The organism is Pseudomonas putida, assembly GCF_050989985.1.
Lineage (GTDB): Bacteria > Pseudomonadota > Gammaproteobacteria > Pseudomonadales > Pseudomonadaceae > Aquipseudomonas > Aquipseudomonas putida_AI.
The window spans coordinates 4,234,616-4,257,348 of sequence record NZ_CP158815.1; the positions used below are offsets into that span (position 1 = coordinate 4,234,616).

Consider the following 22,733-nt stretch of genomic DNA (forward strand, 5'->3'; position numbering starts at 1 on the left):
CACTGCCTGACTGAAGAAGAAAAAAGGATGCGCAGGATGACTTCAATCGAACACTTGAGCGTTCGTTCCGAACCCTTGCCCAATGCTCGGACGCTCGACCAGGAATCGACGTTGCCCTTGCTGATTCAAGCGACACCCGGACAGTCGATCCATGATCTGCAAGCACAGATTCGCGACACTCTGGATCAGGCATTGAGCACCGTCGGCGGTGTCCTGTTTCGCGGTTTCAACGTCCCTACGCCCATCGATTTCAAGCGCTTCGCCGCCAGCTTCGGCGCACCGCTGGCCAGCTACGAATTCGGCTCCACGCCGCGCAGCAAAGTGTTCGCCGGGGTCTACAGCTCCACCGAATACCCGGCCCACCAATTCATTCCCCTGCACAACGAACAGGCCTACACCCGGCCCTGGCCGTCGCGCATCTGGTTCCACTGCATCAAGGCCAGCGAAACCGGTGGCGAAACGCCGATTGCCGACAGCCGCCTGATCTACCAGCGCATGCCGGCCGAGATCCGCGATCTGTTCGCCAGCCGCGAGCTGCTCTACGTGCGCAACTACAGCGGCGCGCTGGACCTGCCATGGCAAAAGGTCTTCAACACCGAGGATCGCGCCCAGGTCGAGCGTTACTGCCAGGACAACGACATCCAGTGGGAGTGGAAAGCCGATGGTGAACTGCGCACCCGCCAGCGTTGCACAGCGGTGCTTGAGCACCCCGAGACCGGCGAGTGGGTGTGGTTCAACCAGGCGCACCTGTTCCATGTCTCGGCGATCGAACCATCGGTGCGCGCCAGCCTGCTGGCTGCGGTGGGTGAAGAGAACCTGCCGCGCCACGTGTACTTCGGCGACGGCTCGGCCATCCCCGACGCGGTGCTCGACACTGTGCGCGAGGTCTATCGCGAGACCGCCATCAGTTTTCCATGGCAGCCCGGCGACATCCTGATGCTCGACAATCGACTGGTCGCACACGGCCGCAACCCTTACACCGGTGACCGCAAAGTCATCGTTGCCATGGCGTGAATTGCACATGTTTTCTTTCAAACACTGGATCGAAGTGCTGGAAACCAACGCCCGGCATTTTCCACAGCGCGCGGCCCTGCACTTTTTGCCGGACGGCGTCGAGATCGGCGAAACCCTGACCTTTGCCCAACTGCACGAACAGAGCCAGTCCCTGGCGGCGGCGCTGCAAGCGCGATATGCGCCGGGTGAGCGCGTGCTGTTGATGCTGCCCAGCAGCCTCGACTACGCCCGCGCCTTCTGCGCCTGCCAGTACGCCGGGCTGATCGCCGTGCCACTGTTTCCGCCGCCCTCGCGAAAACCGCGTCACCTGGACCGCGTGCGCAATGTGGTGGTGGATGCGGAACCGGCGTTGATCCTCGCCCCGGCCGAGCATTGCGAAAACCTGCGTGAGCTGGTCGAGGGCCGGGTCGATGTCGCGACGGTCGAAGACCTCGGCACCCCGCCCGCCAGCCAGTGGACGCGCCCGGATGTCGACGGCGCGACCGTGTCCTTCCTGCAATACACCTCCGGCTCCACCGGCACGCCCAAGGGCGTCGAAGTGCGCCAGCGCAACCTGATCGCCAACGTCGAGCTGATGCGCCAGGCCTACGGTTTCGACGAGCACGGCGCCATGGTCAACTGGCTGCCGCTGTACCACGACATGGGCCTGATCGGCGGGATGCTGGCGCCCTTGTACAGCGGCATGCCGTGCTATCTGATCGCCTCGCAGACGTTCGTCAACGCGCCATCCACCTGGCTGCAGGCGTTGAGCCGTTATCGCGCCACCGCCAGCTTCGCGCCCAATTTTGCCTATGCCCTGTGCAACCGCGTGGTCAGCGACAACCTGATCGCGCAGCTCGACCTGAGCGCCTGGCAACACGCGATCAACGGCGCCGAGCCGATTCACCCCGGCACCCTCGAAACCTTCGCCCAACGCTTCGCCGCCTGCGGCCTGAATCCGCTGGCGATCAGCCCCGGCTACGGCCAGGCCGAAGCGACGCTGTGCGTCAGCGCCACGCCGGCCGACGCCTTGCCGGTGGTGCTGCGCCTGGACAAGGCGGTGCTGGAAACCGGACGCGTGGCCCTGGCGGCAGACGAAGCCCCGGCGGTGGAGTTTGTCGCCTGCGGTTACCCGCAAGCCTTGCACGGCATCGCCATCGTCAATCCACACAACCATGAACGCTGCGCCGCCGACCGGATCGGCGAAGTCTGGCTGCAAGGCCCGAGCAACGCCGAAGCCTACTGGAAGAATCCCGAAGCGACCCGCGAGGCCTTCCAGGCCAGCATTCTTGGGGAAGAAGGCCATTACCTGCGCTCCGGCGACCTGGGTTTCATGCACGAAGGCCAGGTGGTGATTTGCGGTCGGGTCAAGGACTTGCTGATCCTCAACGGCCGCAACCTGTACCCCCACGACATCGAATTCGCCATCACCGATGCCGAGCCGGGCATCCGCACCGGGCGCATCGCCGCCTTCTCCGAGATGGACCCGGTGCTGGGCCGCGAGAAGCTGGTGATCGTCGCCGAACCCCAGCGCAAATTCGTTCACCCCTCGCGTCATCCGGAGCTGTTCGCTTCGATGCAGAACGCCGTGCGCGAAGCCGCCGACTGCGGCATCGACCAGATCGTGCTGGTGGAAGCCGGGACCATTCCCATGACCACCAGCGGCAAGATCGCCCGCCAGGGCGCGCGCAAGCAGTTGGCCGTGGGCACTTTGAGCATCATTGCCCAGTACGGTGGACAGGCCACGGCCGACGATGAACTGATCGAGCGTGGGCAACTGCTGGAGCAGGTTGCCCAGGGCGACGAAAGCGCCCTGCCCGCCTGCCGCCAATGGCTCAGGCAAACCCTGCGCGAGGTCAACCCGTACCTGAAGGTGGACTTCGACCTGAGCCTGATCAGCCTGGGCCTGGACTCCATCAGCGTCGCCGACTTCGCCGCCCGCCTGCATCAGGATCTGGGCCTCAATCTCGATACCCAGCGTCTGTTCGGCGAGCAGACCCTGGAGGAATGGGCGCAGGCGCTGCTGGATTTCCTCGGTGAAGCCGCTCCGCAGGCCACCGCCCCGAGCGAAGGTTCCAGCATCGATCTGGATCATGGCCGGCAGTCTTTCGCACAGAGCCGCCTGTGGTTCCTGCGTCAGCTGGACCCAACCGACACCCGCCACAACCTGGTGCTGCATCTGCGCCTGCACGGCGCGCTCGACAGCGAGGCGCTGGCACTGCGACTCAATCATCTGGTCGAGCGCCACAGCGTCCTGCGCACGGTCTACCACGATGGCGTCGACGGTCCGCAACAACGGATCCTGCCGACTGCGGACGTGCCGCTGACTTTGCATGACCTGCGCTATCACCCCATCGCCATGCAACAACAAGCGCTGGCTGATCACCTGGCCCGCGAGCACACGACACCGGTCGATCTGCAAAACGGTCCGCTGCTGCGCGCGCAATTGCTCAGCCGCGAAGACCAGCAACACGACCTGCTGCTGACCCTGCACCACATCGCTTTCGACGGACGCTCGACGCAATTGCTGCTGACGGAGCTGGCCGCTTCCAACGCCGGCGAACGCCCGCTGCAGTACCTGGATTTCGCCCGCTGGGAAGCCGCTCACTGGAGCGCCGAACGCATCGCCGCCGAACAACAGTTCTGGCGCGAGCATCTGGCAGGCGTGGCGCAAACCGTGGCGCTGGGTGGCAACGGCCAGATGGCGGGCGAACACAGCTTCAACTTCAACCTGCCCCAGGCCAACTGCGAAGCGCTGACGGCACTGGCCCGCGAACAAGGCATGACCCTGTTCATGCTGTTGCTGGCCAGCTATCAACTGGTGATCAAGCAACTGGGCGGCCAGCAGCAATTCCTGCTGGGCACCGACGTCAGCGGCCGGCCATTGGCCGCGCATAACGACGTGATCGGTTTCTTCGTCAACCAACTGACCCTGCGCTGCGACCTGCGCGGTGAACCGACCCTGGCCGGTTTCCTCGGGCAAGTGCGCGATCAGGCCCGGCTGGCCTATGCCCACCAGGGCCTGCCGTTCGATCTGGTGGTCTCGGCCCTGGCGCCGCAACGCCGCGCCGGTCACTCGCCGCTGTTCCAGGTCAAGCTCAACTACCAGCCATCGCGGGTGAACCCGACTGACATCGCCGGTGCGCAGATGACCTCGCTGGACGCGGCGCAGGCACCGGGGGATTTCCATCTGGTGCTGGACCTGACCCACGGCAGCGCCGGCATCGAAGCCAACCTGAAATTCCGTGGCGAGCATTTCGATCAGGACCGCGCGCTGCGCCTGCAACACCTGTGGACCCGCCTGCTGGGCGAGAGCCGCGATCTGCTCGACCAGTCGCTGCCCGCCGTGGCCGAACGCCTCGACGCCTGGGACCAGGCTTTCCAGCGTGAACGCCAGCAGTCCCAGGCTTCGGCCGGGCGCAGCCAGATGCTGCAAACCAAACGTCGCTCAATGCCCCTCTAACCGAGTTGAATACCTTTATGTCTATCGTGCCCCCACCGTCCCGCGCCCTTGGCGGCGTGCGTCGCAAAGCCATGAACGTCTCGGAACAGCAACTGGTCAGCGAGCGCCTGCTCAGCCCCGATCATGCCCTGCCACTGGTGATCGAGCCGGCGGTCAGCGGTGTCGACCTGGTCGCCTGGGCGGCCAGGGAACGTGAGAACCTTGAGCAGAAACTGCTGCAATACGGTGCGATCCTGTTTCGCGGGTTCTCCGTGCTGTCGGTGGAGCAGTTCGATCAGGTGATCGCCGCGCTCTCCCCCGGCGCCCTGGAATACATGTTCCGCGCCTCGCCGCGCACCCGGGTCGGCGGCAATATCTACACCTCGACCGACTACCCGGCCGACCAGATGATTTTCCCGCACAACGAGCACTCCTACTCGCCGCGCTTCCCGCTGCGGCTGTTCTTCTACTGCCACATCCCGTCCGAGACCGGCGGCGAAACCCCGATCGGTTCGACCCGCGCGGTGAAGGCAAAAATCAGCCCGCAGGTCGAAGCGCGCTTCCGCGAGAAAGGCGTGCTGTATGTGCGCAACTACGGCGACGGCTTCGGCCTGCCATGGCAGACGGTGTTCCAGTCCGAAGACCGCGCTGAAGTGGAAGCCTACTGCGCCAGCGTCGGCATCGAGGTGGAATGGAAAGCCAATAATCGCCTGCGCACCCGCCAGCGCGGTCCCGCCGTGGTCCGCCATCCGCGCACCGGCGAAGAGGTGTGGTTCAACCACGCCACCTTCTTCCACATCAGCACCCTGCCACCGGCCATCCGCGACTCGCTGCAAGGCAACTTCAGCGATCTCGACCTGCCCACCAACACCTTCTATGGCGACGGCGAACCGATCGAACCCGAGGTGCTGGAATCGCTGCGAGCGGCCTACCTCGATTCGCTGGTGCGCTTCAGTTGGCAGCAGGGCGACGTGTTGTTCATCGACAACATGCTCGCGGTGCACGGTCGCGAACCCTTTACCGGCAAGCGCGCCATCATGACCGGCATGGCTGAGGCCCTGCTGCAAAGTGACGTCGCCGTCTGATTTTTTCCACGGGCAAACAAGCTGATGTGCACAGGCTCACCTGATTTCGATCAGTGGGCCTGCGGGCCTCTGTCGCCCCGGTTTATCCCCATTTCCAGTCGAGTTGAACATGAGCGGACTCCAAGGTTTTCGTATTTCGCCACAGCAGGCGTCGGTTTATCAGCACACCCACGGCGCCGCCGAGCATCCATTGAGCTGCCGTTTGCAGTGGTCGGTGGCCTCACCCGTGAGCGCCGACCTGCTCAAGCAACGCCTGTGCGCCCTGATCGCCGACAGTGAAATCCTGCGCACCCGACTGGCGCCCGTACCGGGCCTGCGTTTTCCGGTGCAGGTGATTCACGACACCATCGAGCTGCCGGTCGCAGTGCAGGACTTGCGCGCACTCGACCAACACCAGCAAGACGCCGCCCTGAGCCTGCTGGCCTCGCAAACTCGCGACTGGACGCTGCCGCTGGCAGTGACCCTGGTGCAACTGTCGGATGAACAATCGGTGCTCGACCTGGCCGGGGCCAGCAGCCACTTCGACCTGGGCAGCCTGAAACTGCTGGCGGCAGCGTTGCTGCAAGACGCCAGCCCCGCGTCGACTGAGGCGCTGCAATACGCCGACTACGCCGAATGGCGCTGGAGCCTCACCGAAGACGAGCCCGACCATCCGGGGGTGACCTTCTGGAAAGCCCAGGCGCTGAGCGAACAACCGACCCTGCAGCTGTCGCTGGAGTCGGCTTCGGGCAAGGGTTTTGCCCCAGCGCGGGTGGACTTGGACCTGCCGCCAAACCTCGCTGCTCATCCGGGCCTGACCTCGAACCTGATGCTGACCGCCTGGGCCGCCCTGCTCGGCCGCCTCGCCGGGCAACAGCAGGTGGCGCTGACGGTGGTCCATGAAAGCCGTGGCCCGGAACTGGAAAACGCCCTGGGCCTGTTCGAACAATGCCTGCCGGTGCGCCTTGACCTGGACCTGCAAGCCAGCCTGCTGGAGCAAAGCAAGACCGTCGCCGCCAGCGTCGAACTCAGCGCCGGCTGGCAGGACTACTACACCCACGACCTCAATGGCGGCTATGGCTTCGCCTGGCGTCAGGCCGATGCCCGGGAACGCCATGCCAGCGCCGTGTTGAACCCGGTGAAGGCCTGCCTGAACGTGCACCAGACCCCGCACGCCGTGCAGGCCCATCTGATTTACGACCGCCACACCCTGAGCGCCAATGCCGCCGCTTGCCTGGGCGAGCAATGGCTGCAACTGCTGCAAGGCGCATTGGCCGAACCGCAACGCAGCTGGATGCAACTGCCGCTGACCGGCCCGCTGCAACTGCAAACCATCGACAACGCTCCCACCTCCCCTGCGATTGAAGCGGTGTCGCTGGTGGAGCTGATTGCCCGTCAGGTGCAGCAACAACCCGACGCCATCGCCCTGAGCGACAAGGATGGCGACCTGAGCTATGCCGCCCTCGATGCCTGCGCCACCCACCTGGCCCATCAACTGCGCGCTGCCGGAATCGGCGTCGGCGTGCCGGTGGGCATTCTGTTTGCCCGTGGCAATGCCGCCATTGTCGCCATGCTCGCGGTGTTGAAGGCCGGTGGCGCCTACGTGCCGGTCGACCCGACCTATCCGGCGGATCGCCGCGCCTACATGCTGGCCGACAGCGCCATCGCCCACATCGTGGTCAGCGCCGAACTGGCCGACAGCGTGCCGGACAGCCTGCAACGCTTCGTGCTGGATGACCTCAGCGTGCCCGACACGCGCGACCTGCCTGCGCTGCCGATACCCCGGGCGGACGATCTGGCCTACCTGATCTACACCTCCGGTTCCACCGGCGCGCCGAAAGCCGTGGAAATCAGCCACGGCGCCCTGAGCTTCTCGACCCAGGTGCGCATGGCCGCCTACGCCACGCCGGTTCGCGCTTACCTGCTGCTGTCGTCGTTCGCCTTCGACAGCTCGGTGGCGGGGATTTTCTGGACCCTGGCCCAGGGCGGGCGGCTGGTGCTGCCGGCCACCGGCGAAGAGCTTGAGATGCAGAAGCTGGCGCAGTTGATCGCGCAACACCGGGTCAGCCACGGCCTGTCGTTGCCATCGTTGTACCAGGCATTGCTCGACCAACTGCAACGCAACGCCGACACCGCCAGCCTAGAATGCTGGATCGTCGCCGGCGAAGCCTGCCCGCCGGCCTTGATCGCCCAGCACAGCCAGGCCTTGCCCAAGGCAAAACTGGTCAATGAATACGGCCCCACCGAAGCCACGGTCTGGGCCAGTTATGAAGTGTTGGAGCCAGGCCGTGCGCTGACCATCGGCCGGCCGATTGCCGGCATGGACCTGCGCGTTCTCAACGAACACGGGTTGGCCAGCGGTGTCGGCGAACCGGGAGAAATCGTCCTCGCCGGCCCGACCCTGGCCCGGGGCTACCGCAACAAGCCGGATGAAACCGCCAAGGCCTTCGTCACATTGGCCTGCGGCACCCGCGCCTACCGCACCGGCGACCTGGCCTGCTGGCTGGCGGACGGGCGCCTGGCGTTCCTCGGCCGCCGTGACCATCAGGTCAAGCTGCGCGGCTACCGCATCGAGCTGGGTGAAATCGAACGGCAACTGTGCAGCCACAGCGATGTGCGCGAAGCGGCGGTGATCGTGCAGGAACACGCCGCCGGCAAGCGTCTGCTGGCCTATGTGCTGGCGGCCCACGGCTACGCGCCGGACTCGGAAGCGATCAGGGGCTTCCTCGGCGAGCGCCTGCCGTCGTACATGGTGCCGGCCCGGGTGCTGACCCTGCCGAGCTTCCCGCGCACCCCCAACGGCAAGCTCGATCTGCGCCAGTTGCCAGACCCGGACCAGTTCGACGAAGGCGCCTTTGTCGCTCCGCGCAACGCCATGGAAAGCACCCTGCAAGCCATTGTCGCCAGGGTCCTGAAGCTTGAGACCGTGAGTGTCACCGAGAACTTCTTCGCCATCGGCGGCGACTCGATTCTCAGCCTGCAAGTGGTGGCCCAGGCCCATGAACAAGGCGTCGCCCTGTCCGCCAAGCACGTGTTCGAAGGCCAGACCATCGCCGCCATGGCCGAAGTCGCCCGGCCAGTGGCCCCGGACAGCGCCCAAGCGCAGGCCGAGAGCACCGCGTTCAGCGCCTCGGGCCTGTCCGATGACGAGCTGCAGGCGCTGATGGCCGAACTCGACGAAAACGAATTCTGACCGGCCGCGCAGCTATTCGCACAGATCAGCACGCCGTCACCCCTTTTTCCGCAGGACGTTTTTGATGACCACCGAAAAGAACAACAGCAATCCGATCGAAGACATTTACCCGCTGTCGCCGTTGCAGCAAGGCATGCTGTTCCACTCCCTGCTGCACGAAGATTCCGGCGTGTACCTGATGCAGGATCGCTACCGCATCGGCGGTGCCATCGACGAAGCCGCGTTCCTCGAATCCTGGCGTCAAGTGGTGGCGCTGCACCCCTCCCTGCGCGCCAGCTTCCAGTGGAAAACCCAGAAGCAACCGGTGCAGGTGATCCATCGCGAGGTCAAGGTACCGCTGGACACTATCGACCTGCGCGGCCTGGCACCCGCCGAGCAGGAAGCGCGGATTCGCACCCTGCTGGCGGACGAACAGAAGGTCGGCTTCAACCTGTCGAAGCCGCCGCTGATCCGCTTCCGCCTGGTACGCCTGGGCGATGAATCCTACGAATTCATCCGCAGCTTCCACCACATCCTGATGGACGCCTGGTGCATCTCGCTGGTGACCGTGGACTTCCTCAAGGTCTACGAAGCGCTGTGCAACGACCGCACCCCGGGGCTCAAGGCCCCACGCCCGTTCCGCGACTACATCCAGTGGCTGCAACGCCAGGACGCGAGCAAGGCCGAACAGTTCTGGCGCGGCCAGTTGCAGGGCCTCAATGCGCCGACGCCGCTGACCGTGGACAACGGCGTGACCCGCGACCGCTACACCGACGCGGTGCTGGTGGACGACCAGCTGGTTCGCCTGAGCGAAGAGGAAACCCAGGCGCTGGCGGCCTTCTGCCGCAGCCAGCGGATCACCCCGAACACCTTCTTCCAGGGTGCCTGGTCGCTGCTGCTGTCCCGCTACAGCGGGCAGCGCGACGTGCTGTTCGGTGTCACCGTGGCCGGGCGTCCGGCGGAGCTGACCGGCGTGGCGGAGATGATCGGCCTGTTCATCAACACCCTGCCGCTGCGGGTTTGCGTGGATCCGAAGGCGTCCCTCGGCCAGTGGCTGAGCGCGCTGCAAGGGCTGAACGTCGACATGCGCGACTATGAGCACACACCGCTGACCGACATTCAGGGCTGGAGCGATTTCCCCCGGGGCGAAACCCTGTTCGACAGCATCCTGGTGTTTGAAAACGCGCCGATCGACGAGCAGATCCTGGAGGGCGGTTTCCAGTTCAGCCTCGATGGCATGGACCACAGCGTGCACACCCACTACGGCCTGACCGTGGTGATCCTGCCGGAAGCGGAGCTGGGCATTCGCGTGTCCTACGACCGTGAGCGTTTCGACGCCGCCACCGTGCAGCGCCTGCTCGGCCACCTCGCCTGCCTGGTGCGCGGTATGCTCGGCGCGCCAGATGCAGTGCTCGGCAGTTTTGAACTACTGGCCGGCGACGAGCGCCAGCAACTGCTGGGGGAATGGGCGGTAAACCCCCATGAATTTCCGCTGGAGCAAAGCTACGCGCAGCTGTTCGCCGCACAGGTCGCCCAGCGCGGCGAGCAGGTCGCCGCTATCTGCGATGGCCAATCCCTGACTTACGCCGAACTGGATAAGCGCGCCACCCGCCTGGCCCACGCCCTGCGCGAAGCCGGTGCCGGCGAGGACCGACTGGTCGCGCTGGTCGCCCCTCGCGGCCTGCCCTTGCTGACCATGATGATCGCCGTGTTCAAGGCCGGCGCGGCGATGCTGCCGCTGGAAGTCAATCACCCGCCGGAGCGCCTGCGGGAGATTCTCAAGCTGTCCCGCGCGCCACTGCTCGTGGCCAGTGAAGCGTGTAGCGGGCTGCTCGATCAGTTGCTCAGCGGCCTGGAGCAGGCGCCGAACGCGCTGTTCGCCGAAGCCTGCTGGAACGCTGGCAACGATGCACCGCTGCCGCTCCTCGGTGGCCCGGACAGCCTGGCCTACGTGCTGTTCACCTCGGGTTCGACTGGGACGCCCAAGGGCGTGATGATCGAACAACGGGGCATGCTCAATAACATCTTCGGCAAGGTCCCGGCCCTGGGCCTGAACGCCGGTGACCGCATCCCGCAGACCGCCTCGGTGGCCTTCGACATTTCGGTGTGGCAGTTCCTCGCCGCGCCGGTGCTGGGCGCCACCGTGCAGATCCTCCCGGATGAAGTGGCCCACGACCCGCAGCGCCTGTTGCAGGTGCTGGCCAGCGAGCACCTGAGCGTGCTGGAAATCGTCCCGAGCCTGATGCGCACCTTGCTTGCGCTGTGCCCGTGCGAGCTGCAGTTGCCTGATCTGCGCTGGGTATTGCCCACCGGTGAAGCGCTGCCGCCGACCGTGGCCCGCGACTGGTTCGCGCGCTTCCCGGACATCGCCCTGATGAACGCCTACGGCCCCGCCGAGTGTGCGGACGACGTGGCCTTCCAGCCGATCTTCGAAGCCCCGGACGCCGATGTCAGCCACATGCCCATCGGCCAGCCGACCGCCAACAACCGCCTGTATGTGCTGGACGAAGCCCTGCGACCGGTGCCGGTCGGCGTGGCCGGTGAAATCTGTGTCGGTGGCGTTGGCGTCGGCCGTGGCTACCTGCACGATCCGCAACGCACCGCTGATGCTTTCATCGATCACCCGGCGCTCGAAGGGCGCATCTACCGCACCGGCGACCTGGGTCGCTGGCGCGCCGATGGCGTGATCGAATACCTCGGTCGCCGCGACCAGCAGGTCAAGCTGCGTGGGCACCGCATCGAACTGACGGAAATCGAACACCGCCTGGCCCAGCACCCGAACGTGCGCGAAGCCGCGGTGCTGCTGCGCGAGAACGGCGTCGGCGAAGCCTGGCTGGTGGCCTACTGGTCGGCGCATGACGAGCGCCTGGGCAGCGACGGCCTGAGCGAGCATCTGCGCACGCAATTGCCGCCCTACATGGTGCCGGCGGCGTTCGTCTGCCTGGAAAAGTTGCCGCTCAACGCCAACGGCAAGGTCGACCGCAAGGCCCTGGCCGCCCAGGAATTGAACTGGCAGGCCGACACCCGGGAAAGCATTGCCCCGCGCAATCCACTGGAAGCGGCCGTGGCCAACGTCTGGGCCGAGGTACTGGGCCGTGACAGTGTCGGTGTGGAAGACAACTTCTTCACCCTCGGCGGCCACTCGCTGCTGGCCACGCAAATCGTTGCGCGGCTGCGGGCGCACTTCAAACTCGACCTGCCATTGCGGGTGCTGTTCGAACAGCCGACCGTGGCACTGCTGGCGGTGGCCATCGCCGCACGCCAGGCCGAGGCCGCCGCGCCGAAATCGGCAACCAGCCAAGGGCCCAAAGCCCAACCACGTCCGGCACTGTTGCCGCTGTCGTTCTCGCAACAGCGCCTGTGGTTCATCGAGCAACTGACGCCGGGCACCACGCTGTTCAACATTCCCTTTGCCCTGCAATTGAAGGGTGAGCTGAATGTGCAAGCGCTGCACGCCAGCCTCAACGATCTGCTGGCGCGCCATGAAATCCTGCGCACCGGCATCCGCAGCACCGACGGCGTGCCGTGCCAGCACATCAGCGCGGCGCTGACTATCGAACTGCCCTTCGACGACCTGTCCGGCCTGGCCGCCACCGCCCGCGAAGGCGCGCAGTTCAGCGCCCTGCAAGCCACCTTCGAGCAACCGTTCGACCTGAGCAACCCGCCCCTGCTGCGCGCACGTTTGCTGCGCCTGGCGCCGAATGAACACGTACTGGGTATCGCCTTGCACCACCTGGTCTCCGACGCCTGGTCGGCAACCATCGCCCTGCGCGAACTGGCCCTGGGTTACGAGGCCCGTTGCAACGGCCAGGCGGCTGAACTGCCGGCCTTGCCGGTGCAATACGCCGACTTCGCCCTGTGGCAGCGCGAGCACCTGCAAGGCACGGAACTCAAGCGCCAGCTCGACTACTGGACCCAAACCCTGGACCGCAGCAACAGCGAAAGCAGCCCGTTGCTGGCGCTGCCGACCGATCTGGCGCGGCCGTCGGTGCAGACCTACCGCGCCGGCATCGTCCAGCGTGAACTCAGCGCCGACCTCAGCGCGCGGGTGCAGGCCTTTGCCAGTCGCCTCGGCACCACCCCGTTCACCGTGCTGTTCGCCGGTTTCGCCGTGCTCATGCACCGTTTGAGCGGCGATGCCACCGTGTTGATCGGTACGCCGGTCACCCATCGTGAACAACCGGGCACCGAAGGCTTGCTCGGCATCCTGCTGAACAATTTGGCGATCCGCGCCGACTTCGCCCCTCAGGCCGATTTCAGCGCACTGGTGGAGCAAGTGGCCAAGCGTCTGCGCGAGGGCCTGCAACATCAGGACCTGCCGTTCGAGCAATTGGTCGACAGCCTGCAATTGCCGCGCAGCCTCAGCCACGCCCCGCTGTATCAGGTGATGGTGGCCCAGCAATTGGCGATGGAATCACGGCTGCGCTTCCCTGGCCTTGAGTTCCAGGCCCTCGACACCCCGCTGAAGCAGTCCGAATGCGACCTGGACCTGCACGTGCTGTGCCCGGCCAATGCGCCGATCCAGCTGGAGTTGATGTACGCCCTCGATCTGTTTGTCGCCGACAGCGCACGGCAGACCCTGGCCCGCCTGGAACACCTGCTGGAGCAGATGCTCGCCGAACCGCAACGCCCGGTGGCCGCCCTGCCACTGCTGATGGCGACCGAATGGCAGCGCACCGTGGTCGAGTGGAACCGCACCGACATGGAAGTGCCGCAGCACCTGACCTTCGCCCAGCTGTTCGAACAGCAGGCCGCACGTACCCCGGATCGCGACGCCCTGAGTTTCGAAGGCCGCAGCCTGAGCTACGGCGAACTCAATCGCCGGGCCAACCAGCTCGCGCATTACCTGCGCGCGCAAGGCGTGGTGGCCAACCGTCCGGTGGCCCTGTGTGTCGAGCGTTCGCTGGATCTGCTGGTGGGCCTGCTGGGCATTCTCAAGTCCGGTGGCGCCTATGTGCCGCTCGACCCCACCTACCCGGTAGACCGCCTGGCCTACATGCTCGAAGACGCGCAACCGGCGCTGTTCCTCAGCCAGCAGGACTTGCTGGAACAGCTGGGTGCCGACCTGCCGCGCCTGCGCCTGGACAGCGACGCCGCCTTGTTCGCCGACCAGCCAGACGGCAACCTCGCGCCCCTGGCCGGGCCCGATGACCTGGCCTACATCATGTACACCTCCGGTTCCACCGGTAAGCCCAAGGGCACCCTGGTCACCAACGGTTCGGTGGTCAACCTGGCCTGGGCGCGTATCCATGGCCTGTACCGTCGCTACACCGACCAGCCGATGCGCACCAGTTTCAACTACTCGTTCGCCTTCGACAGTTCGGTGGCCGAACTCATCCTGCTGCTCGACGGCCATAGCCTGTACCTCACACCGGAAGACGTGCGCTACGACCCAGAGGCTCTGGCGCAATTCTTCGCCGAGACCCGCCTGGACGCCTTCGAGTGCACCCCGGCGCAGCTCAAGGCCCTGCTCGAAAGCGACGGCGTGCGCCGTGGCGAGGTGTACTTGCCGCGCTTCGTGCTGTTCGGCGGCGATGCGGTGGACGCGCAACTCTGGCAGCGCCTGCCGTCGATTGCCGGCAGCCGTTTCTTCAATACCTACGGCCCGACCGAATGCACCGTGGACGCCACCGGTTGCGCGGTGAACGACTTCCCGGCGCGGCCGATCATTGGCCGCCCGATTGCCAACGTGCGCACCTACGTGCTCGACGCCTGGCTGAACCCGATGCCGGTAGGCGTGCCAGGAGAACTGCACATCGGCGGTGCCGGCGTGACCCTGGGCTACCTCAACCGGGCCGAACAGACCGCCAAGGTTTTCATCGACGATCCGTTCTCGGCGCAGCCCGGCGCGCGCATGTACAAGTCCGGCGACCTGGTGCGCTGGCTGCCCGACGGCCAGCTCGAATACCTGGGCCGCATGGACCATCAGGTGAAAATCCGTGGTTTCCGCGTGGAGCTGGGGGAAATCGAAGCGCTGATCGGCGCCCAGCCCGGCGTGCGCCAATCGGTGGTGCTGGCCCGTGAAGACGTGCCCGGCGACAAGCGCCTGGTGGCTTACGTCACCTGCGACGCCCAGGCCGATATCGACGGCTGGCGCAAGGCAATCGGCGCCGCCCTGCCCGACTACATGGTGCCTTCGGCGTTCGTGGTGCTCGACGAGTTGCCGCTGACCGACAACGGCAAACTCAATCGCAAGGCCCTGCCGCCCCCGGACATCCAGGCCGCGCCGGACGCCCAGGACCCGCCACGCACGCTTGCCGAACAGCAGCTGGCGGCGCTCTGGTCGGAACTGTTGAACGTGCCGCTGACGCAGATCGGTCGCGACAGTCACTTCTTCTATCTGGGCGGTCATTCGCTGCTGGCAGCGGTGCTATTTGCCCGCCTGCGCCAACAATTCGCGACGGTGCCGGCGCTGCGTTCGGTGTTCGAACAGCCGACTCTGGAAGCCCTGGCCGCCTTGCTCGGTGAACCGCTGCAAGCCCCGGCCGCGACCTTGACGGCGGCGGCTCGTCCGACGCGCCTGCCGCTTTCGTTCGAACAGCAACGCTTGTGGTTCCTCGAACAACTGAGCGCCGGTGGCGGTGAGTACAACGTGGTCAGCGCCGTGCAGTTCGACGGTGAGCTGAACGTGCCGGTCTTGCAGTCGGCTTTGAATGCCGTCATCGCCCGCCATGAAAGCTTGCGCAGCCGCATCGTGCGTGATGCTGACGGCGAACTGGCGCTGGTCATCGATCAGCAAGCCGAGATCCAGCTGCACCTGACCACGCTGGATGCCGACAGCGACGAGGCATGGCAGCAACTGACCGACGCGGCGATCCACGCCGAGACCGGTCACCGTTTCGATCTGGCCACGCAAGTGCCGGTTCGCGCCACATTGATGCAACGTAACGCTCAGGCCCAGGCACTGCTCCTGCTGAACGTGCACCACTGCGCCACCGATGATGCCTCCAGCCAGAACCTGCTGGATGAACTGGCCCGGCTTTACGCCGCCCAGTGCGAAGGTGCTGTCGCCTCCTTGCCGGCGCTGGCCCTGCAATACCCGGACTACGCGCTGTGGCAGCGTGAACCGGCGCAGCAGGCGCTGTTCCGCAAGCAGCTGGATTACTGGCGCACACAACTGGAGGACGGCGACTACCTGCTGGACCTGCCAACCCGGCAGGCGCGCCCGAACCAGCTCGAACCGGCGGCCGGCGCGGTGCAATTGCAACTGCCCCGGGAGCTGGCGGCACGCTTGCGCCAGTTCGCCCAGCAGCGCGGCGCCACCCTGTACATGCTGATGCTCAGCGCCGCGCAGTTGCTGCTGGGGCGTCATGCCAACCAGCGGGACGTGCGCTTCGGCAGCCCGGTGGCCCAGCGTCCACGGGCCGAGTTGCAGCCGCTGATCGGTTGCTTCGTCAACACCGTGGTGATGCGCAGCGACCTCGACCCGGCCCTGGATTTCGAAGGCTTGCTCAGCCAGGTTTGCGACCGCGTGCTGGATGCCCAGCAACATCAGGACGTGCCGTTCGACCAGGTGGTCGAAGCCTTGAACCCGTCGCGCAGCCTTTCGCAGACGCCGCTGTTCCAGGTGCTGTTCGTCATGCAGAACGCCGACGCCGCCGCCAGCCAGTGGCCGCAGTTGCAGGTGCATGAGCGAGCGGTGACCGCACAATCCACCAAGTACGATCTGAACTGGGAAGTGCATGACGGCGAGGTGCTGTCGGTGCTTCTGGAATACCGCGCCGCGCTGTTCAGCGAAAGCACGGTCAAGGCCTGGCTGGGGCAATGGCAACAGCTGCTGGAAGCCATGCTCGACGCGCCCCGGACTCGCATCGCCGACTGGTCGCCCTTGACGCAAGCCGAGCGTCGCCAGCAACTGATCGAGTGGAACGCCACCGAGCGTCACTACCCAGGCCCGACCAATCTGCACACCGCCCTCAGCCAGCAGGCGGCCCTGACACCAGACGCCCCGGCACTGGTGTTCGAAGGCCAGCGCCTGAGCTATGCCGAGCTGGATCAGCGTGCGCAGCATTTGGCCTGTGCCCTGCGCGCCAACGGTATCGGCCGCGAATCCATCGTGCCGGTGTGCATGGAGCGTTCGGTGGAGATGGTTGTCGCCCTGCTCGGTATCGTGCATGCCGGCGCGGCCTGGTTGCCGCTGGATCCTGAACTGCCGGCGGCGCGCCTGGCGTTCCTGATCGAAGACGCCGATGCACGCCTCACACTGACCCAGCCGCAGTGGCTGGCGCGCCTGCCGACTGACCACAACACCTGGACCCTCGACGCCCTTCCACAGGCGCCGGCGGCGGAACCGCTAAGCGTTGAGGCGGGTGATCTGGCCTACGTGCTCTACACCTCCGGCTCCACCGGCCAGCCCAAGGGCGTGATGAACGAACACGGCGCCCTGATGAACCGCATCCATTGGATGCAGGACGCCTTCCCGATTGGCCCGAATGACCGCGTATTGCAGAAGACGCCGTACAGCTTCGACGTGTCGGTGTGGGAGTTCTTCTGGCCGCTGATCACCGGCGCCACGCTGGTGGTCGCCCGTCCGGACGGTCACCGCGACCCGGCGTATCTCAGCCAGTTGGTCCAGCAGGAACAGGTCACCACCCTGCACTTCGTGCCGTCGATGCTGCGCGCCTTTGTCGAAGAGCCGAGCCTTGCCCAGTGCCACAGCCTGCGCCAGGTGTTCGCCAGCGGCGAAGCGCTGCCGGCGGATCTGGTGCGGCGCTTCATGGGCCAACACCCGGCGGCGCTGGTCAACCTGTACGGCCCGACCGAAGCGGCCATCGACGTCTCGGTCTGGCGTTGCTCGGTCAATGACCTGATCGTGCCCATCGGCAAACCGATCGCCAACCTGCGCCTGTACATCCTCGACGCGGCCATGCAACCGCTGCCCATCGGCAGTATCGGTGAGCTGTACATCGGCGGTGTCGGCGTGGCCCGGGGTTACCTGAAGCGCGCGGACCTGACCGAGGAACGCTTCCTCGCCAGCCCGTTCATCAAGGGTGATCGCCTGTACCGCACCGGCGACCGTTGCCGCTTCCTCGCCGATGGCAACATTGAATACCTCGGCCGCCTCGACCATCAGGTGAAACTGCGTGGCCAGCGTATCGAGCTGGGCGAGATCGATGCCGAATTGCTGAACCAGTCCGGCGTTCGCGAGGCCGCGAACCTGTTGCTCGACCAGCGTCTGGTGAGCTTCTGGTGCGGTGACGCCGACGAAGCCGCACTGCGCGCGGCGCTCAGCGACAACCTGCCGTCGCACATGGTGCCGAGCCTGTTGGTGCAACTGGACAGCCTGCCGCTCAACAGCAACGGCAAGCTCGACCGCAAGGCACTGGCCGCCACGGCGCTGCCGGACACCGGGGGCGAGCGCCCGCAAGTCGCACCGCGCAATGCCACGGAAACTGTGCTCTGCGAGTTGTTCAGCGAACTGCTGGAGCGTCCTTCGGTGGGCATCGAAGATCACTTCTTCCAGCTTGGCGGTCACTCGTTGCTGGCGACCCGTCTGGTGGCCCGCATCCGTGAACGCCTGGGCGCGACACTGCCGCTGGCACTGGTGTTCGCCCAACCTACGGTGGCGGCTTTGGCCGACCATTTGCGCGCGGCGACCCCAGGCGAACTGATGACTGCACAACCGCGTCCGGCACAGTTGCCACTGGGCCTGGCACAGCGACGGTTCTGGATGCTCAGCCGGCTGGTACCGGAGTCCCGCGAATACCACATGCCGTTTGCCCTGACCCTGCGCGGCGAGCTGAACGTTCAAGCGTTGCGCGAGGCCTTCGAACAGGTCAGTGAGCGCCACTTGGTGCTGCGCAGCCGCATCCATGAAATCGAAGGTGAACCGCAACTGCTGATCGACGATCAGGGGCCGGCGCTGGCGGTCACTGGCGTCACTCAACAGGACTGGACCGCGGCCTGCCTTGATGCCGAAGACGCCTTGATGGCGCCGTTCGATCTCGCAGCCGCCGCCCCTTGGCGCGCACAACTGCTGCAACGCCAGGACAGCGACGAAAGCCGCCTGCTGGTGTGCCTGCACCACAGCGCCACCGACGGCTGGGCCATGCAGTTGTTGATCGACGAGCTGAGCCAGGCCTACAGCGCCAACTTGCGCGGACAAGCGCCGGACTGGGCGACACTTGAGATCGACTACATCGATTTCGCCCTGTGGCAACAGCATCCGGACACCCAGGCCCGTCGCAGCGCCAGCCTGGACTACTGGAAAAACCATCTGGGCCAGGACGACTACCAGCTCGACCTGCCGCTGGACCGCCCGCGCGGTGCCGAAGTGGATCGTCGCGCCGGACAACTGACCCTCAGCCTCGGCGCACAACGTGTCGAAGCGATTCGCCAATTCGCCCGCCAACGCGGCACCACTGCTTACGTGGTACTGGCCAGTGCCTTGAGCGCCCTGCTCGCCCGCTACAGCGGCCAGCGCGAGATTCGCCTCGGCACCCCGGCGGACCAGCGTGACCAGCCGCAAACCCAGGCGTTGCTGGCTTGCCTGGTGAACACCCTGGTGATTCGCAGCGAGATCGACCAACAGGCACCGGCCGAGCAGCTGCTGGCCAGTCTCGAAGCCGATCTGCGTGCGGCCCAGGCCCATGCCGACCTGCCCTTCGCCACCTTGGTCGGTGCCGTGGCCCAGCGCCGCGACCTGAACCGCACGCCGCTGTTCCAGGTGCTGTTCTCCCTCAACCACGGGCGCATGGACAGCCGCCAGTGGCCGGGCCTGAGCCTCTCGGAGCAGACATTGCCAGCCATCGACGCCAAGTTCGAACAGAGCTGGGAAATCCAGGACGACGGCAGCGACATGATCCTCGCCCTCGAATACCAGGCGGCGCTGTTTGACCCGCGCACCATGCAGCGCTGGAGCGAGCAATGGTGCGCCCTGCTCGACGCGCTGGTGGCGGCACCGCAGCACGCGCTGGTGGAGCTGTTCCCGCAACGGCAAGACCAGCAGCAACTGGATCACTGGAACGCCACCGAGCGTCGCTACCCAGGCCCGACCAACCTGCACACCGCCCTGAGCCAGCAGGCAGCCCTGACGCCAGACGCGCAGGCTTTGGTGTTCGAAGACCGGCGCCTGAGCTATGCCGAGCTGGATCAGCGTGCGCAACAACTGGCCCGTGCCCTGCGCGCCAATGGCATCGGCCGCGAGTCCATCGTGCCGGTGTGCATGGAGCGTTCGGTGGAGATGGTCGTCGCCCTGCTCGGCATCGTGCATGCCGGCGCGGCGTGGCTGCCACTGGATCCGGAACTGCCGGCAGCGCGCCTGGCGTTCCTGATCGAAGACGCCGACGCACGAATCACCCTGACCCAAGCGCAGTGGCTGGCGCGCCTGCCGACTGACCACAACGCCTGGACCCTCGACGCCCTGCCACAGGCGCCGGCGGCGGAACCGCTAAGCGTTGACGCGGGTGATCTGGCCTACGTGCTCTACACCTCCGGCTCCACCGGCCAGCCCAAGGGCGTGATGAACGAACACGGCGCCCTGATGAACCGCATCCACTGGATGCAGGACGCCTTCCCGATCGGCCCGAACGACCGCGTATTGCAAAAGACCCCATACAGCTTCGACGTCTCGGTGTGGGAGTTCTTCTGGCCGCTGATCACTGGCGCGACCCTGGTGGTCGCCCGACCGGACGGCCATCGCGACCCGGCATACCTCAGCCAGTTGATCCAGCAGGAACAGGTCACCACCCTGCACTTCGTACCGTCGATGTTGCGCGCCTTTGTCGAAGAGCCGAGCCTTGCCCAGTGCCGCAGCCTGCGCCAGGTGTTCGCCAGCGGCGAAGCGCTGCCGGCGGATCTGGTGCGACGCTTCATGGGCCAACACCCGGCGGCGCTGGTCAACCTGTACGGCCCGACCGAAGCGGCCATCGACGTCTCGGTCTGGCGTTGCTCGGTCAATGACCTGATCGTGCCGATTGGCAAACCGATCGCCAACCTGCGCCTGTACATCCTCGACGCGGCCATGCAGCCACTGCCCATCGGCAGCATCGGCGAGCTGTACATCGGTGGCGTCGGTGTGGCCCGGGGTTACCTGAAACGGGCGGACCTGACCGAGGAACGTTTCCTCGCCAGCCCGTTCGTCAAAGGTGATCGCCTGTACCGCACCGGCGACCGTTGCCGCTTCCTTGCCGATGGCAACATCGAATACCTCGGCCGTCTCGACCATCAGGTGAAACTGCGTGGCCAGCGTATCGAGCTGGGCGAGATCGATGCCGCGCTGCTCGACCAGCCAGGCATCACCGGCGCCTGCACCCTGGTGCTCGACAACCGGTTGATCGCGTTCTACAGCAGCCACTTACCGCAAGCGGATCTGGGCGCACGGCTCAGCGCCCAATTGCCGGCCTACATGGTGCCGGCGGTGTGGGTCGAAGTACCGGCCCTGCCGCTGACCACCAACGGCAAGATCGACCGCAAGGCCCTCGCGGCCCTGCCCTTGCCGCAAAGCCAGGAAGCCCGCGTCGCTCCGCGCAACGAACTGGAAGCCTTGTTCTGCCAGCTGTTCGCTGAGTTGCTGGGCGACATGCTGAACGGCGACCGCGAAGTCGGCACCAGCGACAGTTTCTTCGCCTTGGGCGGTGATTCGATCCTCGGCCTGAAGCTGATTTCACGCCTGCGGGAACAGGGTTATTCGCTCACGCCAAAAGACCTGTTCCGCTCGCCGACCCCGGCAGCCCTGGCGCAGGTGGCCAGCCCGTTGCTGACTTTGGCGGAACAAGGCGAAGTCACCGGCGCGATGCCGTTGATGCCGCTGCACCAGTGGTTCTTCGACCAGCAGCAGCCACACGCCGCGTACTGGAACCAGTCGGTGTTGGCAGACAGTGACCGCCGTCTGGAACCGTCGCTGGTTCAGGCAACGCTGGATCGACTGGTGGCCCATCACGACGCCCTGCGCCTGCGCTTCACCGAGGTTGGCGGGCAATGGCAGGCGCACATCACGCCGGTCGAAGCAGCGCGATTGACCCTGTGCGATCAGCCCGAACAATTGCAGCAAGTCGCCCAGAGCCTGAACCTGCAGGACGGTCCGCTGTTCGCCGCCGCGCTGCTGCAAGGCGAGCCGCAACGCCTGTATCTGGTCGCGCATCACCTGGTCGTCGATGCCGTGTCCTGGACACCGTTGCTGGAAGATTTTCAGCAGCTGTACCAAGGCCTGGAGCGTGGCGAAAACCCGACGCTGCCGGCGAAAACCACCTCCTACCGGCAATGGGCCGAGCACATGCGCACCCACGGCGACAAAGTCGGCGCCGAACAGCGCTACTGGAATGCTCAGACGGCGCAGAACACAGCCCCCGTGGCCACAGTCGCCGAGCGCCAGACCCTATCCGCCCGTTGGGATGCCGCGCGCACCCAGCAATGGCTGACCGAGTCCCACGCGGCCTATCGCACGCAACCGGAAGAACTGCTGATCGCCGCCCTCGCCGCGACCCTGGCGCAAGCGGAAAATCGCGCCGAGATCGTCGTCGATCTGGAGCGCCATGGCCGCGATGCGCCGTTCGAAGGCCTGGACGTCAGCCGCACCGTCGGCTGGTTCACCACCCTGTTCCCGCTGCGGGTGAAATCCAGCGGCGCCCCGGCCGAGCGCGTGCGCGACGCCAAGGAAGCCCTGCGCGCCGTGCCGGGCAATGGCCTCGGCCACGGGCTGTTGCGTCAACGGGGCGAGCTGCCTCCGAGCCGTGGCGATGTGCTGTTCAACTACCTGGGGCACGAACAGACGCCCGAGGGCTGGTTGCGCGCCAGCAGCCTCAAGGCCCCGGCCGAAGTGGCCCAGGCCAACCGGGTGAGCCACGGCCGTGAAGTGGTGGCCTGGCTGGAAGACGGCGTGCTGCATGTCGAATGGCACAGCGTCACGCCGGACGCCGACAGCCGCCTGCCCGCTCGCCTGCTGGAGCACCTGCAAGCGCTGGTCGCCCACTGCCTCGATCCGCAGGCCGGGGCGCTGATGCCATCGGACTTCCCGCTGGCCAAGGGCATGAACCAGGCAACCCTCGACACCCTGCTCAAGCGCCTGGGGCCGAAGAAGTGAGCCCCGCCAGCGCCCTGTACCTGACTTCGGAGTGCGCCGTTC

At 66.0% G+C, this 22,733-nt stretch carries 5 protein-coding genes; all 5 read left to right on the top strand.

From position 1 onward, the window contains the following. Positions 1-36: 36 nt before the first annotated feature. The 5 genes from ABTV29_RS19415 (at position 37) to ABTV29_RS19435 (ending at position 22,691) form a co-directional block, all read left to right on the top strand. Positions 37-1,014 carry a TauD/TfdA family dioxygenase gene (locus ABTV29_RS19415; protein WP_433766306.1) on the top strand — a complete coding sequence of 326 codons (978 nt, stop codon included), beginning with the start codon at positions 37-39 and terminating at the stop codon, positions 1,012-1,014. A 7-nt stretch (positions 1,015-1,021) separates the two neighbouring features. Continuing rightward, on the top strand, positions 1,022-4,456 hold the full coding sequence (locus tag ABTV29_RS19420; protein WP_433766307.1) for a condensation domain-containing protein: 3,435 nt from the start codon (positions 1,022-1,024) through the stop codon (positions 4,454-4,456). Between the two features lie 17 nt (positions 4,457-4,473). After that, positions 4,474-5,520, top strand: coding sequence for a TauD/TfdA family dioxygenase (locus tag ABTV29_RS19425; protein WP_433766308.1), 1,047 nt, complete (start codon positions 4,474-4,476; stop codon positions 5,518-5,520). Between the two features lie 109 nt (positions 5,521-5,629). After that, positions 5,630-8,692, top strand: coding sequence for a non-ribosomal peptide synthetase (locus ABTV29_RS19430; protein ID WP_433766309.1), 3,063 nt, complete (start codon positions 5,630-5,632; stop codon positions 8,690-8,692). Positions 8,693-8,756: 64 nt separating this feature from the next. Next, complete coding sequence (locus ABTV29_RS19435; protein WP_433766310.1) at positions 8,757-22,691, top strand: non-ribosomal peptide synthase/polyketide synthase; 13,935 nt, start codon at positions 8,757-8,759, stop codon at positions 22,689-22,691. Positions 22,692-22,733 lie beyond the last annotated feature (42 nt).

Excerpts from the sequence above, each read along its gene's own strand:
- ABTV29_RS19415 (WP_433766306.1), top strand. The coding sequence starts at position 37 with ATGACTTCAATCGAACACTTGAGCGTTCGTTCCGAACCCTTGCCCAAT.
- ABTV29_RS19420 (WP_433766307.1), top strand. The coding sequence starts at position 1,022 with ATGTTTTCTTTCAAACACTGGATCGAAGTGCTGGAAACCAACGCCCGG.
- ABTV29_RS19425 (WP_433766308.1), top strand. The coding sequence starts at position 4,474 with ATGTCTATCGTGCCCCCACCGTCCCGCGCCCTTGGCGGCGTGCGTCGC.
- ABTV29_RS19430 (WP_433766309.1), top strand. The coding sequence starts at position 5,630 with ATGAGCGGACTCCAAGGTTTTCGTATTTCGCCACAGCAGGCGTCGGTT.
- ABTV29_RS19435 (WP_433766310.1), top strand. The coding sequence starts at position 8,757 with ATGACCACCGAAAAGAACAACAGCAATCCGATCGAAGACATTTACCCG.